This window comes from Massilia sp. Masssp93 (assembly GCF_059491295.1).
Genome location: NZ_CP168502.1, coordinates 1 through 24,030, shown reverse-complemented (window position 1 = coordinate 24,030; position 24,030 = coordinate 1). Strand labels below are relative to the sequence as shown.

11 protein-coding genes, 4 tRNA genes and 5 rRNA genes are annotated in these 24,030 nt (G+C 61.6%); 4 read left to right on the top strand and 16 right to left on the bottom strand.

Annotated elements, in window-relative coordinates; all coding sequences use genetic code 11:
* Positions 1–35: 35 nt before the first annotated feature.
* The 8 genes from ACEN9Q_RS00100 to ACEN9Q_RS00065 form a co-directional block, all read right to left on the bottom strand.
* A 23S ribosomal RNA gene (locus ACEN9Q_RS00100) occupies positions 36–2,927 on the bottom strand.
* 227 nt (positions 2,928–3,154) lie between these two features.
* Positions 3,155–3,230 (bottom strand) — tRNA-Ala (locus tag ACEN9Q_RS00095).
* Positions 3,231–3,330: 100 nt separating this feature from the next.
* Positions 3,331–3,407 (bottom strand) — tRNA-Ile (locus tag ACEN9Q_RS00090).
* A gap of 82 nt (positions 3,408–3,489) precedes the next feature.
* A 16S ribosomal RNA gene (locus ACEN9Q_RS00085) occupies positions 3,490–5,018 on the bottom strand.
* The 16S and 23S rRNA genes sit together here with 2 tRNA genes alongside, the layout of an rRNA operon.
* Before the next feature lie 425 nt (positions 5,019–5,443).
* Positions 5,444–6,286, bottom strand: a complete 843-nt coding sequence (locus ACEN9Q_RS00080; RefSeq protein WP_495626955.1) for an alpha/beta fold hydrolase — start codon at positions 6,284–6,286, stop codon at positions 5,444–5,446.
* A 13-nt stretch (positions 6,287–6,299) separates the two neighbouring features.
* The gene (locus tag ACEN9Q_RS00075) at positions 6,300–7,229 is read right to left on the bottom strand and encodes an AraC family transcriptional regulator (RefSeq protein WP_495626954.1); all 930 of its coding nucleotides are present in this window, start codon (positions 7,227–7,229) and stop codon (positions 6,300–6,302) included.
* Entirely contained in the window at positions 7,213–8,643 is a 1,431-nt protein-coding gene (locus ACEN9Q_RS00070) for an aldehyde dehydrogenase family protein (RefSeq protein WP_495626953.1), read from the bottom strand. The genes ACEN9Q_RS00075 and ACEN9Q_RS00070 overlap by 17 nt, the downstream gene beginning before the upstream one ends.
* Before the next feature lie 105 nt (positions 8,644–8,748).
* Positions 8,749–9,639, bottom strand: a complete 891-nt coding sequence (locus ACEN9Q_RS00065) for a LysR family transcriptional regulator (RefSeq protein ID WP_056450461.1) — start codon at positions 9,637–9,639, stop codon at positions 8,749–8,751.
* A 93-nt stretch (positions 9,640–9,732) separates the two neighbouring features.
* On the opposite strand from ACEN9Q_RS00065, the gene ACEN9Q_RS00060 reads away from it, so the two are divergent.
* Together ACEN9Q_RS00060 and ACEN9Q_RS00055 are read left to right on the top strand one after the other, a co-directional pair.
* On the top strand, positions 9,733–10,740 hold the full coding sequence (locus tag ACEN9Q_RS00060; RefSeq protein ID WP_495626952.1) for a YeiH family protein: 1,008 nt from the start codon (positions 9,733–9,735) through the stop codon (positions 10,738–10,740).
* A gap of 51 nt (positions 10,741–10,791) precedes the next feature.
* On the top strand, positions 10,792–11,226 hold the full coding sequence (locus ACEN9Q_RS00055; RefSeq protein WP_495626951.1) for a VOC family protein: 435 nt from the start codon (positions 10,792–10,794) through the stop codon (positions 11,224–11,226).
* Here ACEN9Q_RS00055 and ACEN9Q_RS00050 read toward each other — a convergent pair.
* Genes ACEN9Q_RS00050 through ACEN9Q_RS00040 form a run of 3 tightly spaced genes read right to left on the bottom strand, consistent with a single transcriptional unit; the run spans position 11,216 to position 15,745 of the window.
* Positions 11,216–13,660: an FtsX-like permease family protein gene (locus ACEN9Q_RS00050; RefSeq protein ID WP_495626950.1), complete on the bottom strand. Its 2,445-nt coding sequence runs from the start codon at positions 13,658–13,660 to the stop codon at positions 11,216–11,218. The genes ACEN9Q_RS00055 and ACEN9Q_RS00050 overlap by 11 nt on opposite strands.
* A gap of 10 nt (positions 13,661–13,670) precedes the next feature.
* A complete protein-coding gene (locus ACEN9Q_RS00045) occupies positions 13,671–14,351 on the bottom strand; it encodes an ABC transporter ATP-binding protein (protein ID WP_056450474.1) in 681 nt (226 codons plus the stop codon).
* Between the two features lie 38 nt (positions 14,352–14,389).
* Positions 14,390–15,745: an efflux RND transporter periplasmic adaptor subunit gene (locus ACEN9Q_RS00040; RefSeq protein ID WP_495626949.1), complete on the bottom strand. Its 1,356-nt coding sequence runs from the start codon at positions 15,743–15,745 to the stop codon at positions 14,390–14,392.
* A gap of 167 nt (positions 15,746–15,912) precedes the next feature.
* Here ACEN9Q_RS00040 and ACEN9Q_RS00035 point away from each other — a divergent pair, with 167 nt between their 5' ends.
* Both ACEN9Q_RS00035 and ACEN9Q_RS00030 read left to right on the top strand, forming a co-directional pair.
* Positions 15,913–17,256: a sigma-54-dependent transcriptional regulator gene (locus tag ACEN9Q_RS00035; protein ID WP_495626948.1), complete on the top strand. Its 1,344-nt coding sequence runs from the start codon at positions 15,913–15,915 to the stop codon at positions 17,254–17,256.
* Positions 17,246–18,469: a sensor histidine kinase gene (locus tag ACEN9Q_RS00030; RefSeq protein WP_495626947.1), complete on the top strand. Its 1,224-nt coding sequence runs from the start codon at positions 17,246–17,248 to the stop codon at positions 18,467–18,469. Before ACEN9Q_RS00035 ends, ACEN9Q_RS00030 begins: the two co-directional genes overlap by 11 nt.
* A gap of 68 nt (positions 18,470–18,537) precedes the next feature.
* Here ACEN9Q_RS00030 and rrf read toward each other — a convergent pair.
* The 5 genes from rrf to ACEN9Q_RS00005 form a co-directional block, all read right to left on the bottom strand.
* Positions 18,538–18,650: ribosomal RNA gene (gene rrf, locus ACEN9Q_RS00025) — 5S ribosomal RNA — on the bottom strand.
* Positions 18,651–18,768: 118 nt separating this feature from the next.
* Positions 18,769–21,645, bottom strand: a 23S ribosomal RNA gene (locus tag ACEN9Q_RS00020).
* 235 nt (positions 21,646–21,880) lie between these two features.
* Positions 21,881–21,956 (bottom strand) — tRNA-Ala (locus tag ACEN9Q_RS00015).
* A gap of 100 nt (positions 21,957–22,056) precedes the next feature.
* Positions 22,057–22,133: transfer RNA gene (locus ACEN9Q_RS00010), tRNA-Ile, on the bottom strand.
* A gap of 82 nt (positions 22,134–22,215) precedes the next feature.
* Positions 22,216–23,754, bottom strand: a 16S ribosomal RNA gene (locus ACEN9Q_RS00005).
* Positions 23,755–24,030: the final 276 nt, after the last annotated feature.

Sequence of the window (24,030 nt, the reverse complement as noted above, 5' to 3'; positions counted from 1 at the left end):
TGAACCCTTGTACTGGCAATGACTGCCAAGGTTATAGGGACAAGCCGTACGGGCAATTAGTATCGGTTAGCTTAATGCATTACTGCACTTCCACACCCGACCTATCAACGTCCTGGTCTCGAACGACCCTTCAAGGAGCTCAAGGCTCCGGGAAATCTCATCTCAAGGCGAGTTTCCCGCTTAGATGCTTTCAGCGGTTATCTCTTCCGAACTTAGCTACCCGGCAATGCCACTGGCGTGACAACCGGTACACCAGAGGTTCGTCCACTCCGGTCCTCTCGTACTAGGAGCAGCCCCCTTCAAATTTCCAACGCCCACGGCAGATAGGGACCAAACTGTCTCACGACGTTTTAAACCCAGCTCACGTACCACTTTAAATGGCGAACAGCCATACCCTTGGGACCGGCTACAGCCCCAGGATGTGATGAGCCGACATCGAGGTGCCAAACTCCCCCGTCGATATGAACTCTTGGGAGGAATCAGCCTGTTATCCCCAGAGTACCTTTTATCCGTTGAGCGATGGCCCTTCCATACAGAACCACCGGATCACTATGTCCTACTTTCGTACCTGCTCGACTTGTCGGTCTCGCAGTTAAGCACGCTTATGCCATTGCACTATTAGCACGATGTCCGACCGTACCTAGCGTACCTTCGAACTCCTCCGTTACACTTTAGGAGGAGACCGCCCCAGTCAAACTGCCTACCATGCACTGTCCCCGACCCGGATTACGGGCCAAGGTTAGAACCTCAAACGAACCAGGGTGGTATTTCAAGGTTGGCTCCACGAGAACTGGCGTCCCCGCTTCAAAGCCTCCCACCTATCCTACACAGATTGGTTCAAAGTCCAATGCAAAGCTACAGTAAAGGTTCATGGGGTCTTTCCGTCTAGCCGCGGGTAGATTGCATCATCACAAACATTTCAACTTCGCTGAGTCTCGGGAGGAGACAGTGTGGCCATCGTTACGCCATTCGTGCAGGTCGGAACTTACCCGACAAGGAATTTCGCTACCTTAGGACCGTTATAGTTACGGCCGCCGTTTACTGGGACTTCAATCAAGAGCTTGCACCCCATCATTTAATCTTCCAGCACCGGGCAGGCGTCACACCCTATACGTCCACTTTCGTGTTTGCAGAGTGCTGTGTTTTTATTAAACAGTCGCAGCCACCAGTTTATTGCAACCCTTTCACCCTTCTGCAGTAAAGCAGTCAAGCTACCGGGGCGTACCTTATCCCGAAGTTACGGTACCAATTTGCCGAGTTCCTTCTCCCGAGTTCTCTCAAGCGCCTTAGAATACTCATCTCGCCCACCTGTGTCGGTTTGCGGTACGGTCTCGTATGACTGAAGCTTAGAGGCTTTTCTTGGAACCACTTCCGATTGCTTCGTGTCGCAAGGACACCCGTCTCGACCCCTTGAATTACGTGCCCGGATTTGCCTAAGCACCTTCTATGAGTCAAAAACCAACTATTCCAACAGTTGGACAACCTTCCGCGATCCGTCCCCCCATCGCATCATACGACGGTGCAGGAATATTAACCTGCTTCCCATCAGCTACGCATCTCTGCCTCGCCTTAGGGGCCGACTCACCCTGCTCCGATGAACGTTGAACAGGAAACCTTGGGCTTTCGGCGAGAGGGCTTTTCACCCTCTTTATCGCTACTCATGTCAGCATTCGCACTTCCGATACCTCCAGCATCCTTTACAAGACACCTTCTCAGGCTTACGGAACGCTCTCCTACCATATCGATCATGATGCAAGCATCAGAAAGATATCCGCAGCTTCGGTGACTGGCTTAGCCCCGTTACATCTTCCGCGCAGGACGACTCGATCAGTGAGCTATTACGCTTTCTTTAAATGATGGCTGCTTCTAAGCCAACATCCTGACTGTTTTAGCCTTCCCACTTCGTTTTCCACTTAGCCAATCTTTGGGACCTTAGCTGGCGGTCTGGGTTGTTTCCCTCTTGACGCCGGACGTTAGCACCCGACGTCTGTCTCCCAAGCTCGCACTCACCGGTATTCGGAGTTTGCAATGGTTTGGTAAGTCGCAATGACCCCCTAGCCATAACAGTGCTCTACCCCCGGTGGTGATACTTGAGGCACTACCTAAATAGTTTTCGGAGAGAACCAGCTATTTCCAGGTTTGTTTAGCCTTTCACCCCTACCCACAGCTCATCCCCTAATTTTTCAACATTAGTGGGTTCGGACCTCCAGGGCGTGTTACCGCACCTTCATCCTGGCCATGGGTAGATCACCTGGTTTCGGGTCTACACCCAGCGACTGTCGCCCTGTTCGGACTCGATTTCTCTACGGCTCCCCTATTCGGTTAACCTCGCCACTGAATGTAAGTCGCTGACCCATTATACAAAAGGTACGCCGTCACCCCACGAAGAGGCTCCGACTGTTTGTATGCACACGGTTTCAGGATCTATTTCACTCCCCTCCCGGGGTTCTTTTCGCCTTTCCCTCACGGTACTGGTTCACTATCGGTCGATTACGAGTATTTAGCCTTGGAGGATGGTCCCCCCATATTCAGACAGGATTTCTCGTGTCCCGCCCTACTTGTCGTACGCTTAGTACCACCGTCCGGATTTCGTGTAAGGGGCTATCACCCTCTATGGCCAGCATTTCCAGGCTGTTCCACTATCCAGTCGACTATCACGTACAAGGCTCTTCCCATTTCGCTCGCCACTACTTTGGGAATCTCGGTTGATTTCTTTTCCTGCAGCTACTTAGATGTTTCAGTTCGCCGCGTTCGCTTCGCATACCTATGTATTCAGTATGCGATGACCTAAAAGGCCGGGTTTCCCCATTCGGAAATCTGCGGATCAAAGTGTGTTTGCTCACTCCCCGCAGCTTATCGCAAGCTACTACGTCCTTCATCGCCTGTAATCGCCAAGGCATCCACCATGTGCACTTATTCACTTGTCCCTATAACGTTGGCCCCTGTATGAGTATCAGGGAACGTCATATCGACAAGAGTTCAGCTTACTTTGTTTGTTGATACATACAGATTTTCTACCCTAAGTGTGCATTTGATCGTTGGATCAACTACACGCTTAAAGAAAACTTTACTTCTTCCAGATTGTTAAAGAACGAGAACTACACTTATCGAAACTCAGCTTCGCTGGGCTTGGATAAATGCAGTGAACAAGAGTTGGTGGAGGATGACGGGATCGAACCGACGACCCCCTGCTTGCAAAGCAGGTGCTCTCCCAGCTGAGCTAATCCCCCGTTGTGGCTTTTGCCATCTAAAAATGATTCGGCTTCGCCGGGCATTTTTAGCTAACGCAGTTCCAAACGAAAGTAGGTTTTTACTTTCGTTTGATAGCCCTGGTAGGGCTGGTTGGACTCGAACCAACGACCCCCGCGTTATCAACACGGTGCTCTAACCAGCTGAGCTACAGCCCCGAAAACTCTTCTCGTTTAACTTTAAACAGTCGATAAGCGTGGACGCTTGATGATCGAGCTTGCGCTCGTAGTGCCACTCTAGAAAGGAGGTGATCCAGCCGCACCTTCCGATACGGCTACCTTGTTACGACTTCACCCCAGTCACGAATCCTACCGTGGTAAGCGCCCTCCTTGCGGTTAAGCTACCTACTTCTGGTAAAACCCGCTCCCATGGTGTGACGGGCGGTGTGTACAAGACCCGGGAACGTATTCACCGCGACATGCTGATCCGCGATTACTAGCGATTCCAACTTCACGCAGTCGAGTTGCAGACTGCGATCCGGACTACGATACACTTTCTGGGATTAGCTCCCCCTCGCGGGTTGGCGGCCCTCTGTATGTACCATTGTATGACGTGTGAAGCCCTACCCATAAGGGCCATGAGGACTTGACGTCATCCCCACCTTCCTCCGGTTTGTCACCGGCAGTCTCATTAGAGTGCCCTTTCGTAGCAACTAATGACAAGGGTTGCGCTCGTTGCGGGACTTAACCCAACATCTCACGACACGAGCTGACGACAGCCATGCAGCACCTGTGTTCAGGCTCCCTTTCGGGCACCCTCCAATCTCTCGGAGGTTCCTGACATGTCAAGGGTAGGTAAGGTTTTTCGCGTTGCATCGAATTAATCCACATCATCCACCGCTTGTGCGGGTCCCCGTCAATTCCTTTGAGTTTTAATCTTGCGACCGTACTCCCCAGGCGGTCTACTTCACGCGTTAGCTGCGTTACCAAGTCAATTAAGACCCGACAACTAGTAGACATCGTTTAGGGCGTGGACTACCAGGGTATCTAATCCTGTTTGCTCCCCACGCTTTCGTGCATGAGCGTCAATCTTGACCCAGGGGGCTGCCTTCGCCATCGGTGTTCCTCCACATCTCTACGCATTTCACTGCTACACGTGGAATTCTACCCCCCTCTGCCAGATTCAAGCCTTGCAGTCTCCATCGCAATTCCCAGGTTAAGCCCGGGGCTTTCACGACAGACTTACAAAACCGCCTGCGCACGCTTTACGCCCAGTAATTCCGATTAACGCTTGCACCCTACGTATTACCGCGGCTGCTGGCACGTAGTTAGCCGGTGCTTATTCTTCAGGTACCGTCATTAGCTCCAGGTATTATCCAGAACCGTTTCTTCCCTGACAAAAGAGCTTTACAACCCGAAGGCCTTCTTCACTCACGCGGCATTGCTGGATCAGGCTTGCGCCCATTGTCCAAAATTCCCCACTGCTGCCTCCCGTAGGAGTCTGGGCCGTGTCTCAGTCCCAGTGTGGCTGGTCGTCCTCTCAGACCAGCTACTGATCGTCGCCTTGGTGAGCCTTTACCTCACCAACTAGCTAATCAGATATCGGCCGCTCCAGGAGCATGAGGCCCGAAGGTCCCCCACTTTCATCCTTAGATCGTATGCGGTATTAGCGTAACTTTCGCTACGTTATCCCCCACTCTTGGGTACGTTCCGATATATTACTCACCCGTTCGCCACTCGCCGCCAGGTTGCCCCGCGCTGCCGTTCGACTTGCATGTGTAAAGCATGCCGCCAGCGTTCAATCTGAGCCAGGATCAAACTCTTCAGTTTAATCTCTGTTTTTGCTGCTTTCGCAGCAGATCGCTCACTCAAAATACTGACCGTTACTCATTGCTGAGCAACGTATTTCTTTTGTGTGAACATTTGATAATTTAAGCATTCAGCATCCCGAAGGATGCTGGCACCTCATCAAACGCCCACACTTATCGACTGTTGATTGTTAAAGAACTGTATTCGGTACTGCCTTGCTGCATCTGCGAATCGTTTTGTTCGTCAGCAGCAGAGAAGTGAGATTATGCAGTGTTTCGCGATGTTCGTCAACTTCTCTTTTCGCTTCGCTGCAACACCGAACTCGGCACTGCAACGTTAACACATTGATTTCCTTGGGATTTCAACCGTGCCGTGAAGCGGACGCGCAGTATAGCAACCGCCATTCCGTCCTGCAAGCCCAGCAGTAGCAAAAATCCGACGAGGACCTACATCTGCGTCCTCAGCCACTCCAGCGCACGCGGTGCGGCACTCAACACGGAGATATGCCCGTCCCCGGGCCGCAACCACAGCTCGGCCGCGGGACAGTGCCGCGCCAGCCATTCTCCGTGCTGCCTGGGCACCATGCGATCCTCGTCCCCATGCAACAGGAGCACCGGCCGCGCTATCTGCGCGCAATCGAAACCCCAGGGCGTGACGTAGGCGATGTCGTCGTCGATCAATCCACCGGGCCCGCCGGCCATCGCCGGACCAACGACGCTGTCGAACCAGGCCCACTGCCCCGACAAGGCAGCCCGGTCGCGCTCGGTGAACAGCGCAGGGTCGAATGCCGGGCACGATGCCTCGTACTCGGCCTTGGTCGCCCGTCCCGCGTGGGCCGCGCGCAGACCGGCCTCGCCGGACGGCCGCATGCCCGCAAACCAGTCGAGTCCCTCGGCGCCATAGGGTGCGAGACCGGCGATGCCCACCGCCGCCAGCACGCGTCCGGGCAGAAGCGCGGCGCAGGCCAGCGCATGAGGGCCGCCGCCGGAGTGCCCCATCACGGCGAAGCGGTCGATGCCCAGCCGGTCGGCGATACGGACGACGTCGCGCGCGGCCGAGGCCACGTCGCGGCCTTCGCGCGGCGTCGAGCCGCCATAGCCGGGCCGGTCGTAGCCGATCCAACGCAATCCGAGGCGGGCGGCATCGGCGAACAGCGGCGCGGGTGGCGGACCGATATTCGGTGTACCGTGCAGCCAGAAGACCGCGAGACCGGCGCCATCGGACGGCCCCTGGTCGTAGAAATGCAATATGTGGCCGTCGTCCAGGACCAGGTCCGCTTCGATCATCATGTTCTCCTTGCCGCTAAGGCTGGGCAGCCGCGGGCTGGCGCCGCAGCTGCTCCGCATCCTTCAACGGCGGCGCGCCGAACAGCCGGCGGTACTCGCGGCTGAACTGCGACGGACTTTCATACCCGACCTCAAACGCGACGCTCGCCGCCTCGACATCGCCGCTCATCAGCATCTTGCGCGCCTCGAGCAGGCGCACCTGCTTCTGGTACTGCAAGGGGCTCATCACGGTCGCCGCCTTGAAGCGCCGGTGCAGCACCGAAGGACTCATGTGCACCGTGCGCGCCAGCGCGTCGATGCTCAGGGGCTCGTTGTAATGCGTGCGGATCCAGTGAATCGCCTCGCCCACGGCACGTTCGCGCTGCCCGCCTGCCACCCCGCGGCTCAATGTCGCCCCGCCCGGCGCCGTGACGAGATGGTAGATCAGCTCCTGCTTGAGCAGGCGGCCCAGCACGGCCAGGTCGCGCGGCCGCTCGAGCAGGCGCAGGAGACGCACGAACACTTCCAGCATGGCCTCGTCCGCGCGCTCGACCGTGATCGCGGGCGGGTCGGCGTCGTTCGCCGCCAGCTGCAGCCGCATCTCCAGCACGAACGCCGCCACTTCCTTGGGATCGATGTCGACGCGGATGCCGTAGTACGGCGCGGCCTCGCTCGCTCGCGTCACCTGGCCCGATACGGGCATCGCCGCCCCCGCCTGCACATAACATCCGGGGCCGTAGCGCAGCACCCGCTGGCCGACGAGCATCTCCTTCTCGCCCTGCACCAGCAGGCAGACGGACGGCGACAGGATCCCGCGCCCGGCCGGCGTCGGCGCGGGCCGGCGCACGAGCCAGAGCCAGGGCAGATCGGTGGCGAGATCGAGGACACCGGGGCCGGCGCCGCGCATCGCCTTGTCGGCCAGGCTGCGCAACTGGCCGAGGAGGTTGGACTCAGAGTCGTTTGTCATGGCCCATGATGGCTTGGGGTTCGAGATAAGTCTCCAGGCCGAAGACGCCGAACTCGCGCCCCAGGCCGGACTGCTTGAAGCCGCCGAACGGCGCCTCCGGTGCATCATACAATCCATTCACGAACACGCGCCCGGCCTGGATGCTTGCTGCGACGCGGTTCGCGCGCGCCAGGTCCGCACCGAACACATAGGCATGCAGGCCATATGGCGTATCGTTGGCGATGGCGATGGCATCGTCGTCGTCGCGATAAGGGATGATGGACAGGACCGGCCCGAAGATCTCGTCGCGCGCGACGGTCATGTCGTTGCGGACGTGGCCGAACACGGTCGGCCGCACGAAGTAACCGTGCTCCAGTCCTTCCGGCCGGCCGGGACCGCCCGTCAACAACGTCGCGCCCTCCTCGATCCCCTTGCGGATATACGCCTGCACCCGCTCGTACTGCGTGCGCGTGACCATCGGCCCCACGCTCACGCGCGGGTCGCGGGTCGGACCGACGACCAGGTCGCGAAAGGCGCGCACCGCCAGCTCATGCGCTTCGCCGACGCGGCTCTCGGGCACCAGCAGGCGCGTGCCGGCGATGCACGCCTGCCCGCTGTTCATCACCGCGGCCTGTGCCGCCAGCGGCATCGCCTTCGCGAAGTCCGCATCGTCGAGGAGCACCGTCGGCGATTTGCCGCCCAGTTCCAGCGTCACCCGCTTCATGGTGTCGACGGCGCCGCGCGCGATTGCCTTGCCGACGGCCGTCGAACCGGTGAACGAGATCTTGGCGATGTCGGGATGGCGCGTGATCGCCGCGCCGACCACGTCGCCGCGGCCGGTGACGATGTTGAAGACACCCGGCGGCAGGCCCGCGCCATGCATCACGCGCGTGATGAGTTCCGTCTGCGCGGCACTCAGTTCGCTGGGCTTGATGACGGCCGTGCTGCCGGCGGCGATCGCCATCGCCAGCTTGCTCGCGATGAACCCGATGCTCGCATTCCACGGCGTGATCATGCCGACGACGCCATGCGGCACCATCGTCACGCGCGCACCGCCGACCTCGCGCTCGAACGGATACTCGGCCAGCAGGCGGCGCGCGATCGCAAACGACGCGGCGGCGCGGCGCGCGGTGCCCGTCGCCATCGCCGTCGTGCCGCCGTATTCTGTGACCATCACGTCGATGATGTCCGGTTCCGCCGCGGCGACGGCGTCGTGCAGGCGCTGCAGCCATGCCATGCGTTCCTCGCGCGTCGTGCGCGCCACGGCCGGAAACGCCGCCTTCGCGGCCGCGATCGCGCGCTGCGCGTCGACGTCGTCGGCCAGGATCACGGTCGTCGTCTCGCGCTCCGTGGCGGGGTCGAGCAGGACGAGCGGCTCGCGTCCGTGCGGGGTAACGAACTGGCCGTCGATATAGATGGTGGCTATGGTTTTCATGGCTGGACTCCTCGTGAACGATGAATCCATCATAGGAGTCCGGGCGCGCCAGGCGGTAGCAGGATACTGACGAAGGATTGCCTGATCCTGCCGATCTGGCGCGGATCAGGCACCCGGGGCTGCGCGCACCAGCTGCTCGAACGCCTGGGCCGCGCGGCTGCGGTATCGCTCGCGGTGGCGCAGCAGGAAAAAGTCGCGCGGCGGCAGGTTCACGCGCACCTTGGCGAGCAGGCCGGCCGCTACATAGGGCGCCGCGACCAGTTCCGACAGTCCGGCCACATCGCCTCCGCTCATCACGGCCGCGCGCACGGCTTCGTTGGACGGCAAGGTCAACGCGACCTGCAGCGCGGCCAGGTCGGCGCCCTGCCCCACCAGCATCTCTTCGAGCACGGAACGCGTCCCCGATCCCGGTTCGCGCATGATCCAGCGTGCGGCCTGCAAATCGGCGGCGCTCAGCTTGCGCTTGCGCGCCCACGGATGACCGGGCGCGACGACGATCGCCATGCGGTCCTGCCCGACGCTGTCGACGACGAGCGCCGCATCGTCGACGCCGCCCTCGACGAGGCCGAGATCGGCCTGTCCGTCACGCACGGCGTCCGCCACCGACTGCGTATTGCCGACGTCCAGCCGCACGTCGATCTGCGGATGCGTTTCGCGAAACCGGACGAGCAGCGGCGGCAGCCAGTAGCTGGCGATCGTCTGGCTGGCCTGCAGCGCGAGCGCGCCGCGCGCCAGTCCCGCCAGTTCGACCAGCACGCGCTCGGCGCCGGCGGCGCGGGCCAGCGTGGCGCGTGCTTCGTCGAGGAAGATGCGCCCCGCCGGATTGACTTCGATGCGCCGCCCCACCCGGTCGAACAAGGGCGTGCCATAGCGTTCTTCCAGCGCGCGGATCGATGCGCTGACGGCGGACGGTGTCAGCGCGAGGACGTCCGCCGCCTGGGTCAGGTGCTGGCGTTCGGCGACGGCGACGAAGATGCGGAGCTGGTCAAGGGTCATCGTTCGATTTTTTTACACGATTTGTGCTGAATTTTAAGATGGACCGAACAAAGCTGTCCAGCCGATACTGCGGGCTCGATCAAGGCATATGACATGAACAACACAATCCTCCGCCTGCTTCCCGGCCTCTTTCTCGGTACCGTCGTCACCGGCGCCGCCGTTTTACTGGAACGCGGCGAAACCGCGCTCTTTGGCCGCGCATGGCTGGAAAGCCTCGTGCTGGCCATCCTGCTGGGGAGCCTCGTGCGCACCGTCGCGCCGATCCCCGCCGCGTGCGAGGCCGGCGTGCGCTTTACGGCCAAGTTCGTGCTCGAACTGGCGGTGATGCTGCTCGGCGCTTCCGTCAGCGCCGGCGCGATCGTCGCGCACGGCCTGCCGCTGCTGGGCGGGATCGCGCTCGCGGTGGTCCTGGCGATCGGCTTCAGCTACGCCGTCGGCCGGCTGCTGCAACTGCCGCACGAGATGGCAGTGCTGGTCGCGTGCGGGAATTCGATTTGCGGGAACTCGGCCATCGCCGCCGTCGCTCCCGTCATCGATGCCGACGGCAAGGATGTCGCATCGTCGATTGCCTTCACGGCCGTGCTGGGCGTCGTCGTCGTGCTCGTGCTGCCGCTGCTCGACCGGGTACTGGCGCTGACGCCGCTCCAATACGGCATCTTCGCCGGCATGACCGTGTATGCCGTGCCGCAGGTCCTGGCCGCGGCGGCGCCGGTGTCGCTGGCGAGCCTGCAAATCGGGACCCTCGTGAAGCTGGTGCGGGTGCTGATGCTCGGCCCCGTCGTGCTCGGGCTGTCGGTATGCCGGCGCGACGGCGGCCGGCACCGGGCGCTGCCGATTGCGCAGCTTGTCCCCTGGTTCATCGTCGGATTCCTCGCCCTGATGACGTTGCGGTCCGTCGGCGCATTGCCTGCCGCGCTGCTCGAACCGGCGCACGCCGCATCCGGATGGCTGACCAGCATGTCGATGGCGGCGCTCGGCCTCGGCGTCGACGCGCGCGCCGTGCTGCGCGCGGGCGCCAAGGTGACCACGACCGTCGTCGTGTCGCTCGTCGGGCTGGGACTGATCAGCTGGGGGCTGATCGCGGTGTTGGGGATCCGGTAACCGGTCGCACTGCTACACTGATCGGCATCGATCAATCACAACGGAGCGTTCATGCAGCAATCCATCGTCCACATTGCACTGGTCGTGCGCGACTACGATGAAGCCATCGATTTCTACGTCGGCAAACTTGGTTTCGAACTGCTGGACGATACGTATCAGCCGGCGCAGGACAAGCGCTGGGTCGTGATCGCGCCGCCGGGCGGCGCCGGCACCACGCTGCTGCTCGCGAAAGCATCGAAGCCTGAACAGCAGCCGTTCATCGGCAACCAGGCCGGCGGGCGCGTGTTCCTGTTCCTGAACACGGACGATTTCTGGCGCGATTACGAACGGCTGCTCAACAACGGGGTCACGTTCATACGCGATCCGAAAGAGGAAGAGTACGGCACGGTGGCCGTGTTCGAAGACCTCTACGGTAATCTGTGGGACCTGTTGCAGCTGCGGGCGGGGCATCCGATCGCGGTGCGTACCGGCAGCGTCACCCCCTGAGCGCGTCCGCCGGCGACATGCGCATCGCGCCCCAGGCATGCTGCGCGATCGCCACCAGCGCCATGCAGGCACTGGCGAAAAAGGCCAGCGCCACGTTCCAGTGGCCGAACGGGGCACGCTCGACGAACGCGGACAGATAGCGCTCGCCCACGACCGCCCCGATCGGCAATCCGATGGCGGCACCCGCCAGCGTCAGCGCGCCGAACTCGCGCAGCATGAGCAGGCCGATATCGCGCTTGCGGGCGCCGTACAGTTTGCGCAGGACGATTTCGCGCGCCCGTCTCTGGGCGGCGTCGGCGGCCAGCGCGTAGGTGCCGAAGGCCGCGATGGCGAGCGCGATGCCGGTGGCGATGGCCATGAGCCGGGCGAGGCGCCGGTCCTCGGCATAGTCGGCCGCGAGCACGTCGGTGGCGTCATGCATGGTCAACACCGAATTCGGGAACCAGCGCGGCCACAGGGCCCGCACCGCCGCCGCGGTCTCGGGCAGCGAACGCATCGCCTTCACCGTCAGCGTCGAGCCGGCGATCCACAATTCGTAGCCGATCGCGGCCGGCGCCTCCCGCAGCGAATGGAAGCGCAGTTCCGGCGCGACGCCGACGATCCGCTTGTGGACGACGGTGTCGTCGAAATTCGTGAAGACCACCGTCTGCCCGATCGCCGCGGCCGGGCTGGCGAAGCCGAGCTGGCGCACGGCCACCGCATTGACGACCAATGGTTCGGCCGCCTGGTCCGCGTCGACGCGGGGGTCGAACAGCCTGCCCGCGACCGGCTTGATGCCATACTGTTCGAAGAAATTGGCGCTGACGGATTTCATCTCGACGCGCACGTCGGCCACGCCGGGCCGGCGCAGCTCGCGCGACCAGGCGCTGTCGTGGCGGCCGACCGCATCTTCGCTGATGGCCACGCCCGCCACCGTGCGGTCGGCCTTCAGCGCCGCGATCAGGCCGCGCGCGGCGGCCGTGTCACGCGCGTTCGCGCCGCCTTCCAGGTCCACGATCAGCAGGGGTGACGGATCGAATCCCGGCGACCTCGCCAGCGCATGGCGCGTCTGCCAGGTGATCGCGAGCGTCACGCAGGCCAGGCCCATCGCCGCGCCGATCTGCAGCACCGTCATCAGCTTGCGTACCTGGCCGGCACGTACCGATTCGGTATCCTGGCGCCCGCTCAGTGCCCCGTGCGGGGCCACGCGCAGTGCGGTCCACACGGGATTGATCGCGCTGGCCAGGCCGAGCGCCACGCCCAGCGCCAGCGCCGCGCCGAGATTCGAGGGCGACAGCATGCCGTCGAGGTCGCGCGCCACCAGCGTCGCGAACAGCGGCAGCGCCAGCCAGGCCAGCAGCAGGCCGAGGCCCGTGGCCAGCAGCGCGACCAGCAGGGCCTCGGCGATGAATTGCATGGCGATCTGGCGCGGGCTCGCGCCCAGCACCTTGCGCATGGCGATCTCGCGCTGCCGCCGGACCACGCGCGCCGTCGCCAGGTTGACGTAATTGATCGCCGCGAGCATCAGGATCAGCAGGGCGATGGCGCCCAGGCCGGCCACCACCGCGCGGTCGCCGCGCGGTCCCGGCTGCGCGAGGTTGTTGGAGGCCAGGTCGCGGTCGAAATAGGCGTCGCCGAGCGGGACCAGCGCCACATCCATGACCTTGCGTCCCCCCAGGCGGGCGCGCGTCACGGCCGGGATCCGTTGCAGCGCCGCGGCGTGATCGACCGCGTCCTGCAGGGCGGCGCGAATCGGCTCGATCGATCCGCCGGGTTTTACACGAATCAGCATCCTGCCCCACCAGCCGCGGCTGCCCGTCGCGAGTTCGTCGCGGATGTCGGCGGGGTTCACGTTCGACGCCGGGCCGAACAGGGTCTCGAAGGGAATCGTCGTGTTGGCGGGCGGCGTACGGAGCACCGCGCCGACGCGCACCGACTGGCCGTCGACCTCGATGGTGCGGCCGATCGCGTCGACGCTGCCGAAGGCCGCCAGCGCGCCGGCTTCCGTGATGGCGAAGCTGTCGGGCTGGCGCAGCGCGGCGCCGAGATCGCCCCGCACCGCCACGAGGCCGAGCGTGCGGGCGAATTCCGGCGTGACCGTCAGGCTGTCGTGGCGGTACAGGCGGCCTTCGATGCGCGCCGTCAGCTGCCGCGGGCGGGTCGGCAGCCACGCGGCCGCACTGTCGACGCCGGCCGTCTTGAGCGCGGTCGCGTGCAACAGCAGCGGGACCTGGTCGAACCAGGGCGCCGTCGGCTGCCGGTTGTCGCGCTGCTTGACCACGTAGACCTGTTCCACATGCGGCACGTTGGCGTTGTATTGCCATGAGTAGCGCACGAAGCCGAGCAGCAGCAGGCAGGCACCGAAGCCGATCGCCAGCCCCAGCACGACCACCAGCGAATACACCGGGTCCTGGACCAGCGTGCGCCAGCCGATCGCGAAATCCTGTCGGGTCATCGCCGCTCCTTCACGCCGCGTGGAGGGCATCGACCACGACCCGCCCATCGAGCAGGCGCACCGTGCGCGACGCCTGGGCCGCATGCGCCGGCGAGTGGGTCACCATCACGATGGTCGTGCCTTCGCCGTTGATCTGGCGGAGCAGGCGCATGACCTCCTCGCCGCGCGCCGTGTCGAGGTTGCCGGTCGGCTCGTCGGCGAGCAGCACGGCGGGGTTCGGGACCAGCGCGCGCGCGATCGCCACGCGCTGTTGCTGGCCACCGGAGAGTTGCGACGGGCGATGACGCGCGCGGTGCGCCACGCCCAGCTTCTCCAGCATCGCGGCGGCGCGCCGGCGCCGCTCGGCCGCCGGCACGTCCATGTACTGCAATGCCAGCTCGACGTTCTCCTGGACGCTGAGCGCCTCGATCAGGTTGAAGTTCTGGAAGATGAAGCCGATGCGTCCGCGCCGCAACCGGTTCAGGCGCGTCTCGTCCAGGCGGCCGGCCTCCTGGCCATCGATCCAGTATTCGCCGCTGTCCGGGGTGTCGAGCAGGCCGAGCATCGCCAGCAGCGTCGACTTGCCGCAGCCGGAGGGACCGGTGATGGCCAGGTATTCGCCGGCCTCGATCTCCAGGTTGATGCCGTCGAGCGCGCGCGTGCGCACGTCGCCGCCGCGATACGTCTTGGTCACGTTGACGAGCTTCAGCATGGTGTCTCCGGTAGGAATGGATGGGTCGTCGTCGAGCTTCATTGTGTCACGTCCTTGGGTTGTGTCGATGGGCCGACCGGCTGCGCGAAGGCGAGCCGCGCGGCCTGGCCGTATGCGGCGCAGGAAGAAACGATGACGCGCTCCCCTGGCGCCAGGCCAGCCAGCACTTCGATCTGGCCGGCGTTGCGCCGTCCGGTGCGGATCGTGCGCCGCAGCGCGCTGCGCCCGTCGGCGCCGACCACATAGGCGCTGGCACCGCCGCCGTCGGCGATCCAAGCATCCATGGGCAGCACCAGCGCGGGCGCAGGGGCACCGAGCGTGATCGCCACTTCCAGGCCCTGGCCCGGCTGGAGCGCGGGCGCGGCGGCGGCGAACGCCAGTTCGAGCGCGAACTTGCCGTCGCGGATCTGCGGGTAGAGCCGGCTGACCGTCAACGCGTACCGCACGCCGTTCACGTCGGCGTGCGCCTGCAGTCCTGGCGCCAGGCGGTTCAGGTAATACTCGTCGAGCTGGGCCGCCAGCTTGAAGCGCGCCGGATCGTCGATGCGGCCGAGGTGCTGGTCGAGCTTGACCGTTTCGCCGACCTGCAGCCGGAAGTCGGTCAGCCGTCCCGCGACCGGCGCACGCACTTCCAGCGCCGCGACGGTTTCGCTGACGAGCCGCAGGCCCGTTTCCAGGCGCATGCCGGCCTTCTCCATCTGCTGCAGGGCATTCGCCTGGATGCGCTCCTCGGCGCGCGCGTCGGCCCGCTCCGCGGCCAGCAGCCGCTGTTGCTGCGTGCTGCGGTCGAACGCATCCTGCAGCGCGGACGCGGATACGAATCCCTGCCCGGACAGGGCCAGGTTGCGGCGGTACTGCTTGTCCGCTTCGCGCGCCGCGAACTCGAGGTCCGCCAGCCGCCGGCGCCGGTCTGCGCGGCTCGCCTCGAGCGCGATCCGCATGTTCATCGCATTCGAAATCTGCTGCGCCCGTTCCGATTCGCGCTGCAGCAGTTCCAGGCGCCGCTGGGCGTTCGACAGGCGGAACAGCACGTCCCCCTTCGCGACGGTCGCGCCGTCGCGCGCCTGCACCTCCTCGACCCGGCCCGATTCGACCGCATCCAGCATCACGGAACGCAAGGGGGCAGCGGTGGCGCGCACCAGCACGTCGTCGTGGAACGTGTCCCGGCCGGCGACGGCCACGCGCACGTTGGCCGCGTCGACCGCCAGGCCTTGCGGCATCATCCGCCACAACAGCAGCGCGGCGGCGGCCAGCAGCGCGACGCCGCCCGCCACGGCAAGGGGGCGCGCGCGGCGCGCGGGCAGCGGGGTGTCCATGGCGGCGCCGTCGGCGTCGGGTCGGGGCAGGTGCGGATGCATGTGAGAGAGCATGACGGCACTGTTTGCAACATCCATGCCACGGCGTTTCCGGCCCAAACGGACATTCGTGGACACGGGATTGTCCATAAGCGGACGGGCCGGGTGTCCGCTTCCGGACACTCCGCGGTCCCGGCGCCCGAATCGCTGGGCGGGGTGCGCGGCGGCTGCTAGAATCGGCCAACTCAACTCACGCCCGCCTCGCCATGCCGCCAAGCGCAGCGCACATCCTGGTCCTCGACGACGATGCCGATGTGGCCTACGCGGCCACGCTGCTGCTGCGGCGGCACGTGGCGCGGGTGGACAGCCTGGCGCATCCTGCGGACCTGCCGCGCTACCTGCAGGGCTGCGCGCCGGACGTCGTCCTGCTCGACTTTAACTTCGCGCCGGGCCAGACCGACGGCGCGGCGGGTCTCGCCGCCCTGCGCCAACTACAGGCCTTGCCGCAGCCGCCTGCCGTGATCGCGCTGACCGCCTATGCGGACGTGGCGCTGGCCGTGGAGGCCATGAAAGCGGGCGCCTGCGACTTCCTGACCAAGCCCTGGGACAATGCGCGCCTGGTGGCGGCCGTCGACCAGGCGTGCGCGCGGCGCGCGGGCGCCGTCTCCGCCGCCGGAGACGATCGTGCGCTGATGGGAGACGCGCCGTCGATGCGTCACTTGCGCAGCCTGATCGCCCACGTCGCGCCGACCGAGGCCAATATCCTGGTGCTGGGCGAGAACGGCGTCGGCAAGGAACTGGTCGCGCGCGCCCTGCACTGCCAGTCCCGGCGCGCGGCGCGTCCGTTCCTCGCCCTCGACATGGGTGCCCTGCCCGAAGCGACGCTGGAGAGCGAATTGTTCGGCCACCGCAGGGGCGCGTTCACCGACGCGCGCCACGACCGGGCAGGACGCTTCCAGGCGGCGTCCGGTGGCACGCTCTTCCTCGACGAAATCGGCAATCTTCCCCTGCCCGCCCAGGCCAAGCTGTTGACGGCGCTGGAGCGGCGCGAAGTCACGCCGCTCGGCGCCGACCGCGCGCAGGCCATCGACGTGCGCATCGTCAGCGCCACCAATCTCGCCGAGGATGCCCTGCACGATCCCGCCGTGTTTCGTCCCGACCTGCTGTTTCGCCTGAATACCATCGTGATCAAGGTGCCGCCGCTGCGCGAGCGGCAGGGCGACATTCCGCAGCTGCTCGCGCACTACCTGGCGCACTATCAGCACCATTACGGACGGACGCCGCGGCCGCTCGACGCCGCGGCGCTCGACCTGCTGCAGCACCACGACTGGCCCGGCAACGTACGCGCCCTGCGTCATGCCTGCGAGCGGGCCGTGATCCTGAGCCAGGGCGAGCGCTACATGGTCGACGATTTCGGCGTGGCGGCGCGCGTCGTTCCGGTCGACGCGGCGCCGTGCGCCACGCCGGCTTCGCTCAAGCTGGATACGCTGGAGCGCGACGCCGTGGCCGCGGCACTCGACAAGGTGCAGGGCAATATCAGCCGCGCCGCCCGCCTGTTGGGCGTCAGCCGCGCGGCCCTGTACCGCAAACTCGACAAGCATGGACTCTGAAGCGCCGCCGCGATCGACGGCCGCCATCGCGGCCGGAACGGGGGCCGCGCTGTTGTTCGGCGCGGGATGGTTTGCCCACGGCGCCGGCCAGGCCTGGACCTGGGCAGGCGCGGGGGCGGCGCTGCTCGGCGGCGCGGGCCTTGTCTGGTACGCGGCGCGGATCCGCACGGCACCTGTCGCGCCACTGGAGATTCCCGTTGCGCAGCGGCCGGACGCCGCACGCGCGGACCGTCTCGACACCTGGATCGAATTCGCACCGGTCGCCCTGTTCATCCTGGATGCGCCGGGGCCGGACGGCCCATTGCAAACGCTGAACACCGCTGCCCGGCGCCTGCTGGCGCCGGGTCGTGTCGTCGACAGCGGCCGCTTCGGCCGGCAGCTTGCCGCACTGCCGGCGGACCGGCGCACGGTGCTGAGCATCGATACGGAGCATGGCGCCGAGCGGGCGCTCGCGGGCGCGGTCGACCTGACGATCGAAGGCCGTCCGCAGCGACTGGTCGCCCTGAGCTCCGTCGAGAACGAACTGGAAGCCGAAGCCATGCAAGCCTGGCAAAAACTCGTCCATGTGCTGACCCATGAAATCATGAATTCGCTCACGCCGGTCGCGTCGCTGTCACAGACGGCGCGCGAGCTGCTCAAGGGCGCTTCCGGCCTCGCACCCGACGTCGCCGTCGACCTCGACACCGCACTCGACGCGATCGGCCGCCGCTCGACCAGCCTGGCCAGCTTCGTCACCGGCTACCGTTCGCTGGCGAGTGTTCCCGAGCCCCGGCCTGAACGCATCCGTGTGCACGACCTGTTCCTGCGGCTGCGTGCGATGGTGGGCGGCGCGTGGGCCGAGCACGGAGGCGAGGCGCGTTTCACCGTGGAGCCGGCCAATCTGGAGCTGCTGGCCGACCCGGGCCACCTGGAACAAGCACTGGTCAACCTTGCGAATAACGCGTTGGCAGCGACCGCTGGCCAGCCCCGGCCGCAACTGGAGGTGAGCGCCCGCCTGGTGCGTGGCAGCCAACTGCGCATCGAGGTGGCGGACAACGGTCCCGGCGTACCCGATGAACTCATCCGGCACATCTTCACACCGTTTTTTACGACGCGCGCGAATGGCAGCGGCATCGGTCTCGCCATGGTGCGGCAACTCGTTCATCGGAACGGGGGGCGGGTTCGCTACGCGCGCTCACTGGAGGGCGGCGCGCGGTTCGTGATGACATTCTGAGATTTTTGGGCGCCACCAAAGCAAAAAGCCCGCTCAGTATCAACTGAGCGGGCTTCTGCATATAACTAGCCTGACGATAACCTACTTTCACACTGGTTGCAGCACTATCATCGGCGCAAAGTCGTTTCACGGTCCTGTTCGGGATGGGAAGGGGTGGTACCGACTTGCTATGGTCATCAGGCATAACTTGTACGGGTATCGTCCATGTGGACGCTACCCTGAATCTGGAAGAAGTAGTTTTAATCTGTTGTGTCAACAAACAGCTGAACCCTTGTACTGGCAATGACTGCCAAGGTTATAGGGACAAGCCGTACGGGCAATTAGTATCGGTTAGCTTAATGCATTACTGCACTTCCACACCCGACCTATCAACGTCCTGGTCTCGAACGACCCTTCAAGGAGCTCAAGGCTCCGGGAAATCTCATCTCAAGGCGAGTTTCCCGCTTAGATGCTTTCAGCGGTTATCTCTTCCGAACTTAGCTACCCGGCAATGCCACTGGCGTGACAACCGGTACACCAGAGGTTCGTCCACTCCGGTCCTCTCGTACTAGGAGCAGCCCCCTTCAAATTTCCAACGCCCACGGCAGATAGGGACCAAACTGTCTCACGACGTTTTAAACCCAGCTCACGTACCACTTTAAATGGCGAACAGCCATACCCTTGGGACCGGCTACAGCCCCAGGATGTGATGAGCCGACATCGAGGTGCCAAACTCCCCCGTCGATATGAACTCTTGGGAGGAATCAGCCTGTTATCCCCAGAGTACCTTTTATCCGTTGAGCGATGGCCCTTCCATACAGAACCACCGGATCACTATGTCCTACTTTCGTACCTGCTCGACTTGTCGGTCTCGCAGTTAAGCACGCTTATGCCATTGCACTATTAGCACGATGTCCGACCGTACCTAGCGTACCTTCGAACTCCTCCGTTACACTTTAGGAGGAGACCGCCCCAGTCAAACTGCCTACCATGCACTGTCCCCGACCCGGATCACGGGCCAAGGTTAGAACCTCAAACGAACCAGGGTGGTATTTCAAGGTTGGCTCCACGAGAACTGGCGTCCCCGCTTCAAAGCCTCCCACCTATCCTACACAGATTGGTTCAAAGTCCAATGCAAAGCTACAGTAAAGGTTCATGGGGTCTTTCCGTCTAGCCGCGGGTAGATTGCATCATCACAAACATTTCAACTTCGCTGAGTCTCGGGAGGAGACAGTGTGGCCATCGTTACGCCATTCGTGCAGGTCGGAACTTACCCGACAAGGAATTTCGCTACCTTAGGACCGTTATAGTTACGGCCGCCGTTTACTGGGACTTCAATCAAGAGCTTGCACCCCATCATTTAATCTTCCAGCACCGGGCAGGCGTCACACCCTATACGTCCACTTTCGTGTTTGCAGAGTGCTGTGTTTTTATTAAACAGTCGCAGCCACCAGTTTATTGCAACCCTTTCACCCTTCTGCAGTAAAGCAGTCAAGCTACCGGGGCGTACCTTATCCCGAAGTTACGGTACCAATTTGCCGAGTTCCTTCTCCCGAGTTCTCTCAAGCGCCTTAGAATACTCATCTCGCCCACCTGTGTCGGTTTGCGGTACGGTCTCGTATGACTGAAGCTTAGAGGCTTTTCTTGGAACCACTTCCGATTGCTTCGTGTCGCAAGGACACCCGTCTCGACCCCTTGAATTACGTGCCCGGATTTGCCTAAGCACCTTCTATGAGTCAAAAACCAACTATTCCAACAGTTGGACAACCTTCCGCGATCCGTCCCCCCATCGCATCATACGACGGTGCAGGAATATTAACCTGCTTCCCATCAGCTACGCATCTCTGCCTCGCCTTAGGGGCCGACTCACCCTGCTCCGATGAACGTTGAACAGGAAACCTTGGGCTTTCGGCGAGAGGGCTTTTCACCCTCTTTATCGCTACTCATGTCAGCATTCGCACTTCCGATACCTCCAGCATCCTTTACAAGACACCTTCTCAGGCTTACGGAACGCTCTCCTACCATATGTGCAAGCACATATCCGCAGCTTCGGTGACTGGCTTAGCCCCGTTACATCTTCCGCGCAGGACGACTCGATCAGTGAGCTATTACGCTTTCTTTAAATGATGGCTGCTTCTAAGCCAACATCCTGACTGTTTTAGCCTTCCCACTTCGTTTTCCACTTAGCCAATCTTTGGGACCTTAGCTGGCGGTCTGGGTTGTTTCCCTCTTGACGCCGGACGTTAGCACCCGACGTCTGTCTCCCAAGCTCGCACTCACCGGTATTCGGAGTTTGCAATGGTTTGGTAAGTCGCAATGACCCCCTAGCCATAACAGTGCTCTACCCCCGGTGGTGATACTTGAGGCACTACCTAAATAGTTTTCGGAGAGAACCAGCTATTTCCAGGTTTGTTTAGCCTTTCACCCCTACCCACAGCTCATCCCCTAATTTTTCAACATTAGTGGGTTCGGACCTCCAGGGCGTGTTACCGCACCTTCATCCTGGCCATGGGTAGATCACCTGGTTTCGGGTCTACACCCAGCGACTGTCGCCCTGTTCGGACTCGATTTCTCTACGGCTCCCCTATTCGGTTAACCTCGCCACTGAATGTAAGTCGCTGACCCATTATACAAAAGGTACGCCGTCACCCCACGAAGAGGCTCCGACTGTTTGTATGCACACGGTTTCAGGATCTATTTCACTCCCCTCCCGGGGTTCTTTTCGCCTTTCCCTCACGGTACTGGTTCACTATCGGTCGATTACGAGTATTTAGCCTTGGAGGATGGTCCCCCCATATTCAGACAGGATTTCTCGTGTCCCGCCCTACTTGTCGTACGCTTAGTATCACCGGTCTGATTTCGTGTAAGGGGCTATCACCCTCTATGGCCAGCATTTCCAGGCTGTTCCACTATCAGTCCGACTATCACGTACAAGGCTCTTCCCATTTCGCTCGCCACTACTTTGGGAATCTCGGTTGATTTCTTTTCCTGCAGCTACTTAGATGTTTCAGTTCGCCGCGTTCGCTTCGCATACCTATGTATTCAGTATGCGATGACCTAAAAGGCCGGGTTTCCCCATTCGGAAATCTGCGGATCAAAGTGTGTTTGCTCACTCCCCGCAGCTTATCGCAAGCTACTACGTCCTTCATCGCCTGTAATCGCCAAGGCATCCACCATGTGCACTTATTCACTTGTCCCTATAACGTTGGCCCCTGCAGTCTTTCCGAAGGAAAGACGAGAAGGGAACGTCATATCGACAAGAGTTCAGCTTACTTTGTTTGTTGATACATACAGATTACTACCCTAAGTGTGCATTTGATCGTTGGATCAACTACACGCTTAAAGAAAACTTTACTTCTTCCAGATTGTTAAAGAACGAGAACTACACTTATCTAAACCACACAGGCTTACATAAATGCAGTGAACAAGAGTTGGTGGAGGATGACGGGATCGAACCGACGACCCCCTGCTTGCAAAGCAGGTGCTCTCCCAGCTGAGCTAATCCCCCGTTGTGGCTTTTGCCATCTAAAAATGATCCGGCTTCGCCGGGCATTTTTAGCTAACGCAGTTCCAAACGAAAGTAGGTTTTTACTTTCGTTTGATAGCCCTGGTAGGGCTGGTTGGACTCGAACCAACGACCCCCGCGTTATCAACACGGTGCTCTAACCAGCTGAGCTACAGCCCCGAAAACTCTTCTCGTTTAACTTTGAACAGTCGATAAGCGTGGACGCTTGATGATCGAGCTCGCGCTCGCAGTGCTACTCTAGAAAGGAGGTGATCCAGCCGCACCTTCCGATACGGCTACCTTGTTACGACTTCACCCCAGTCACGAATCCTACCGTGGTAAGCGCCCTCCTTGCGGTTAAGCTACCTACTTCTGGTAAAACCCGCTCCCATGGTGTGACGGGCGGTGTGTACAAGACCCGGGAACGTATTCACCGCGACATGCTGATCCGCGATTACTAGCGATTCCAACTTCACGCAGTCGAGTTGCAGACTGCGATCCGGACTACGATACACTTTCTGGGATTAGCTCCCCCTCGCGGGTTGGCGGCCCTCTGTATGTACCATTGTATGACGTGTGAAGCCCTACCCATAAGGGCCATGAGGACTTGACGTCATCCCCACCTTCCTCCGGTTTGTCACCGGCAGTCTCATTAGAGTGCCCTTTCGTAGCAACTAATGACAAGGGTTGCGCTCGTTGCGGGACTTAACCCAACATCTCACGACACGAGCTGACGACAGCCATGCAGCACCTGTGTTCAGGCTCCCTTTCGGGCACCCTCCAATCTCTCGGAGGTTCCTGACATGTCAAGGGTAGGTAAGGTTTTTCGCGTTGCATCGAATTAATCCACATCATCCACCGCTTGTGCGGGTCCCCGTCAATTCCTTTGAGTTTTAATCTTGCGACCGTACTCCCCAGGCGGTCTACTTCACGCGTTAGCTGCGTTACCAAGTCAATTAAGACCCGACAACTAGTAGACATCGTTTAGGGCGTGGACTACCAGGGTATCTAATCCTGTTTGCTCCCCACGCTTTCGTGCATGAGCGTCAATCTTGACCCAGGGGGCTGCCTTCGCCATCGGTGTTCCTCCACATCTCTACGCATTTCACTGCTACACGTGGAATTCTACCCCCCTCTGCCAGATTCAAGCCTTGCAGTCTCCATCGCAATTCCCAGGTTAAGCCCGGGGCTTTCACGACAGACTTACAAAACCGCCTGCGCACGCTTTACGCCCAGTAATTCCGATTAACGCTTGCACCCTACGTATTACCGCGGCTGCTGGCACGTAGTTAGCCGGTGCTTATTCTTCAGGTACCGTCATTAGCTCCAGGTATTATCCAGAACCGTTTCTTCCCTGACAAAAGAGCTTTACAACCCGAAGGCCTTCTTCACTCACGCGGCATTGCTGGATCAGGCTTGCGCCCATTGTCCAAAATTCCCCACTGCTGCCTCCCGTAGGAGTCTGGGCCGTGTCTCAGTCCCAGTGTGGCTGGTCGTCCTCTCAGACCAGCTACTGATCGTCGCCTTGGTGAGCCTTTACCTCACCAACTAGCTAATCAGATATCGGCCGCTCCAGGAGCATGAGGCCCGAAGGTCCCCCACTTTCATCCTTGGATCGTATGCGGTATTAGCGTAACTTTCGCTACGTTATCCCCCACTCTTGGGTACGTTCCGATATATTACTCACCCGTTCGCCACTCGCCGCCAGGCGAGGTTACCCCCGCCCGCGCTGCCGTTCGACTTGCATGTGTAAAGCATGCCGCCAGCGTTCAATCTGAGCCAGGATCAAACTCTTCAGTTTAATCTCTGTTTTTGCTGCTTTCGCAGCAGATCGCTCACTCAAAATACTGACCGTTACTCATTGCTGAGCAACGTATTTCTTTTGTGTGAACATTTGATAATTTAAGCATTCAGCACCCAAAAGGATGCTGGCACCTCATCAAACGCCCACACTTATCGACTGTTGATTGTTAAAGAACTGTATTCGGTACTGCCTTGCTGCACTTGCGAATCGTTTTGTTCGTCAGCAGCAGAGAAGTGAGATTATGCCGTGCTTCGCTTAACTCGTCAACCCCTC

What these genes read in the sequence shown, in the direction of transcription:
- ACEN9Q_RS00045 (WP_056450474.1), bottom strand. Translation starts at nt 14,351, where the DNA reads ATGCTGAAGCTCGTCAACGTGACCAAGACGTATCGCGGCGGCGACGTG.
- ACEN9Q_RS00040 (WP_495626949.1), bottom strand. Translation starts at nt 15,745, where the DNA reads ATGGATGTTGCAAACAGTGCCGTCATGCTCTCTCACATGCATCCGCAC.
- ACEN9Q_RS00080 (WP_495626955.1), bottom strand. Translation starts at nt 6,286, where the DNA reads ATGATGATCGAAGCGGACCTGGTCCTGGACGACGGCCACATATTGCAT.
- ACEN9Q_RS00060 (WP_495626952.1), top strand. Translation starts at nt 9,733, where the DNA reads ATGAACAACACAATCCTCCGCCTGCTTCCCGGCCTCTTTCTCGGTACC.
- ACEN9Q_RS00030 (WP_495626947.1), top strand. Translation starts at nt 17,246, where the DNA reads ATGGACTCTGAAGCGCCGCCGCGATCGACGGCCGCCATCGCGGCCGGA.
- ACEN9Q_RS00055 (WP_495626951.1), top strand. Translation starts at nt 10,792, where the DNA reads ATGCAGCAATCCATCGTCCACATTGCACTGGTCGTGCGCGACTACGAT.
- ACEN9Q_RS00075 (WP_495626954.1), bottom strand. Translation starts at nt 7,229, where the DNA reads ATGACAAACGACTCTGAGTCCAACCTCCTCGGCCAGTTGCGCAGCCTG.
- ACEN9Q_RS00050 (WP_495626950.1), bottom strand. Translation starts at nt 13,660, where the DNA reads ATGACCCGACAGGATTTCGCGATCGGCTGGCGCACGCTGGTCCAGGAC.
- ACEN9Q_RS00035 (WP_495626948.1), top strand. Translation starts at nt 15,913, where the DNA reads ATGCCGCCAAGCGCAGCGCACATCCTGGTCCTCGACGACGATGCCGAT.
- ACEN9Q_RS00070 (WP_495626953.1), bottom strand. Translation starts at nt 8,643, where the DNA reads ATGAAAACCATAGCCACCATCTATATCGACGGCCAGTTCGTTACCCCG.
- ACEN9Q_RS00065 (WP_056450461.1), bottom strand. Translation starts at nt 9,639, where the DNA reads ATGACCCTTGACCAGCTCCGCATCTTCGTCGCCGTCGCCGAACGCCAG.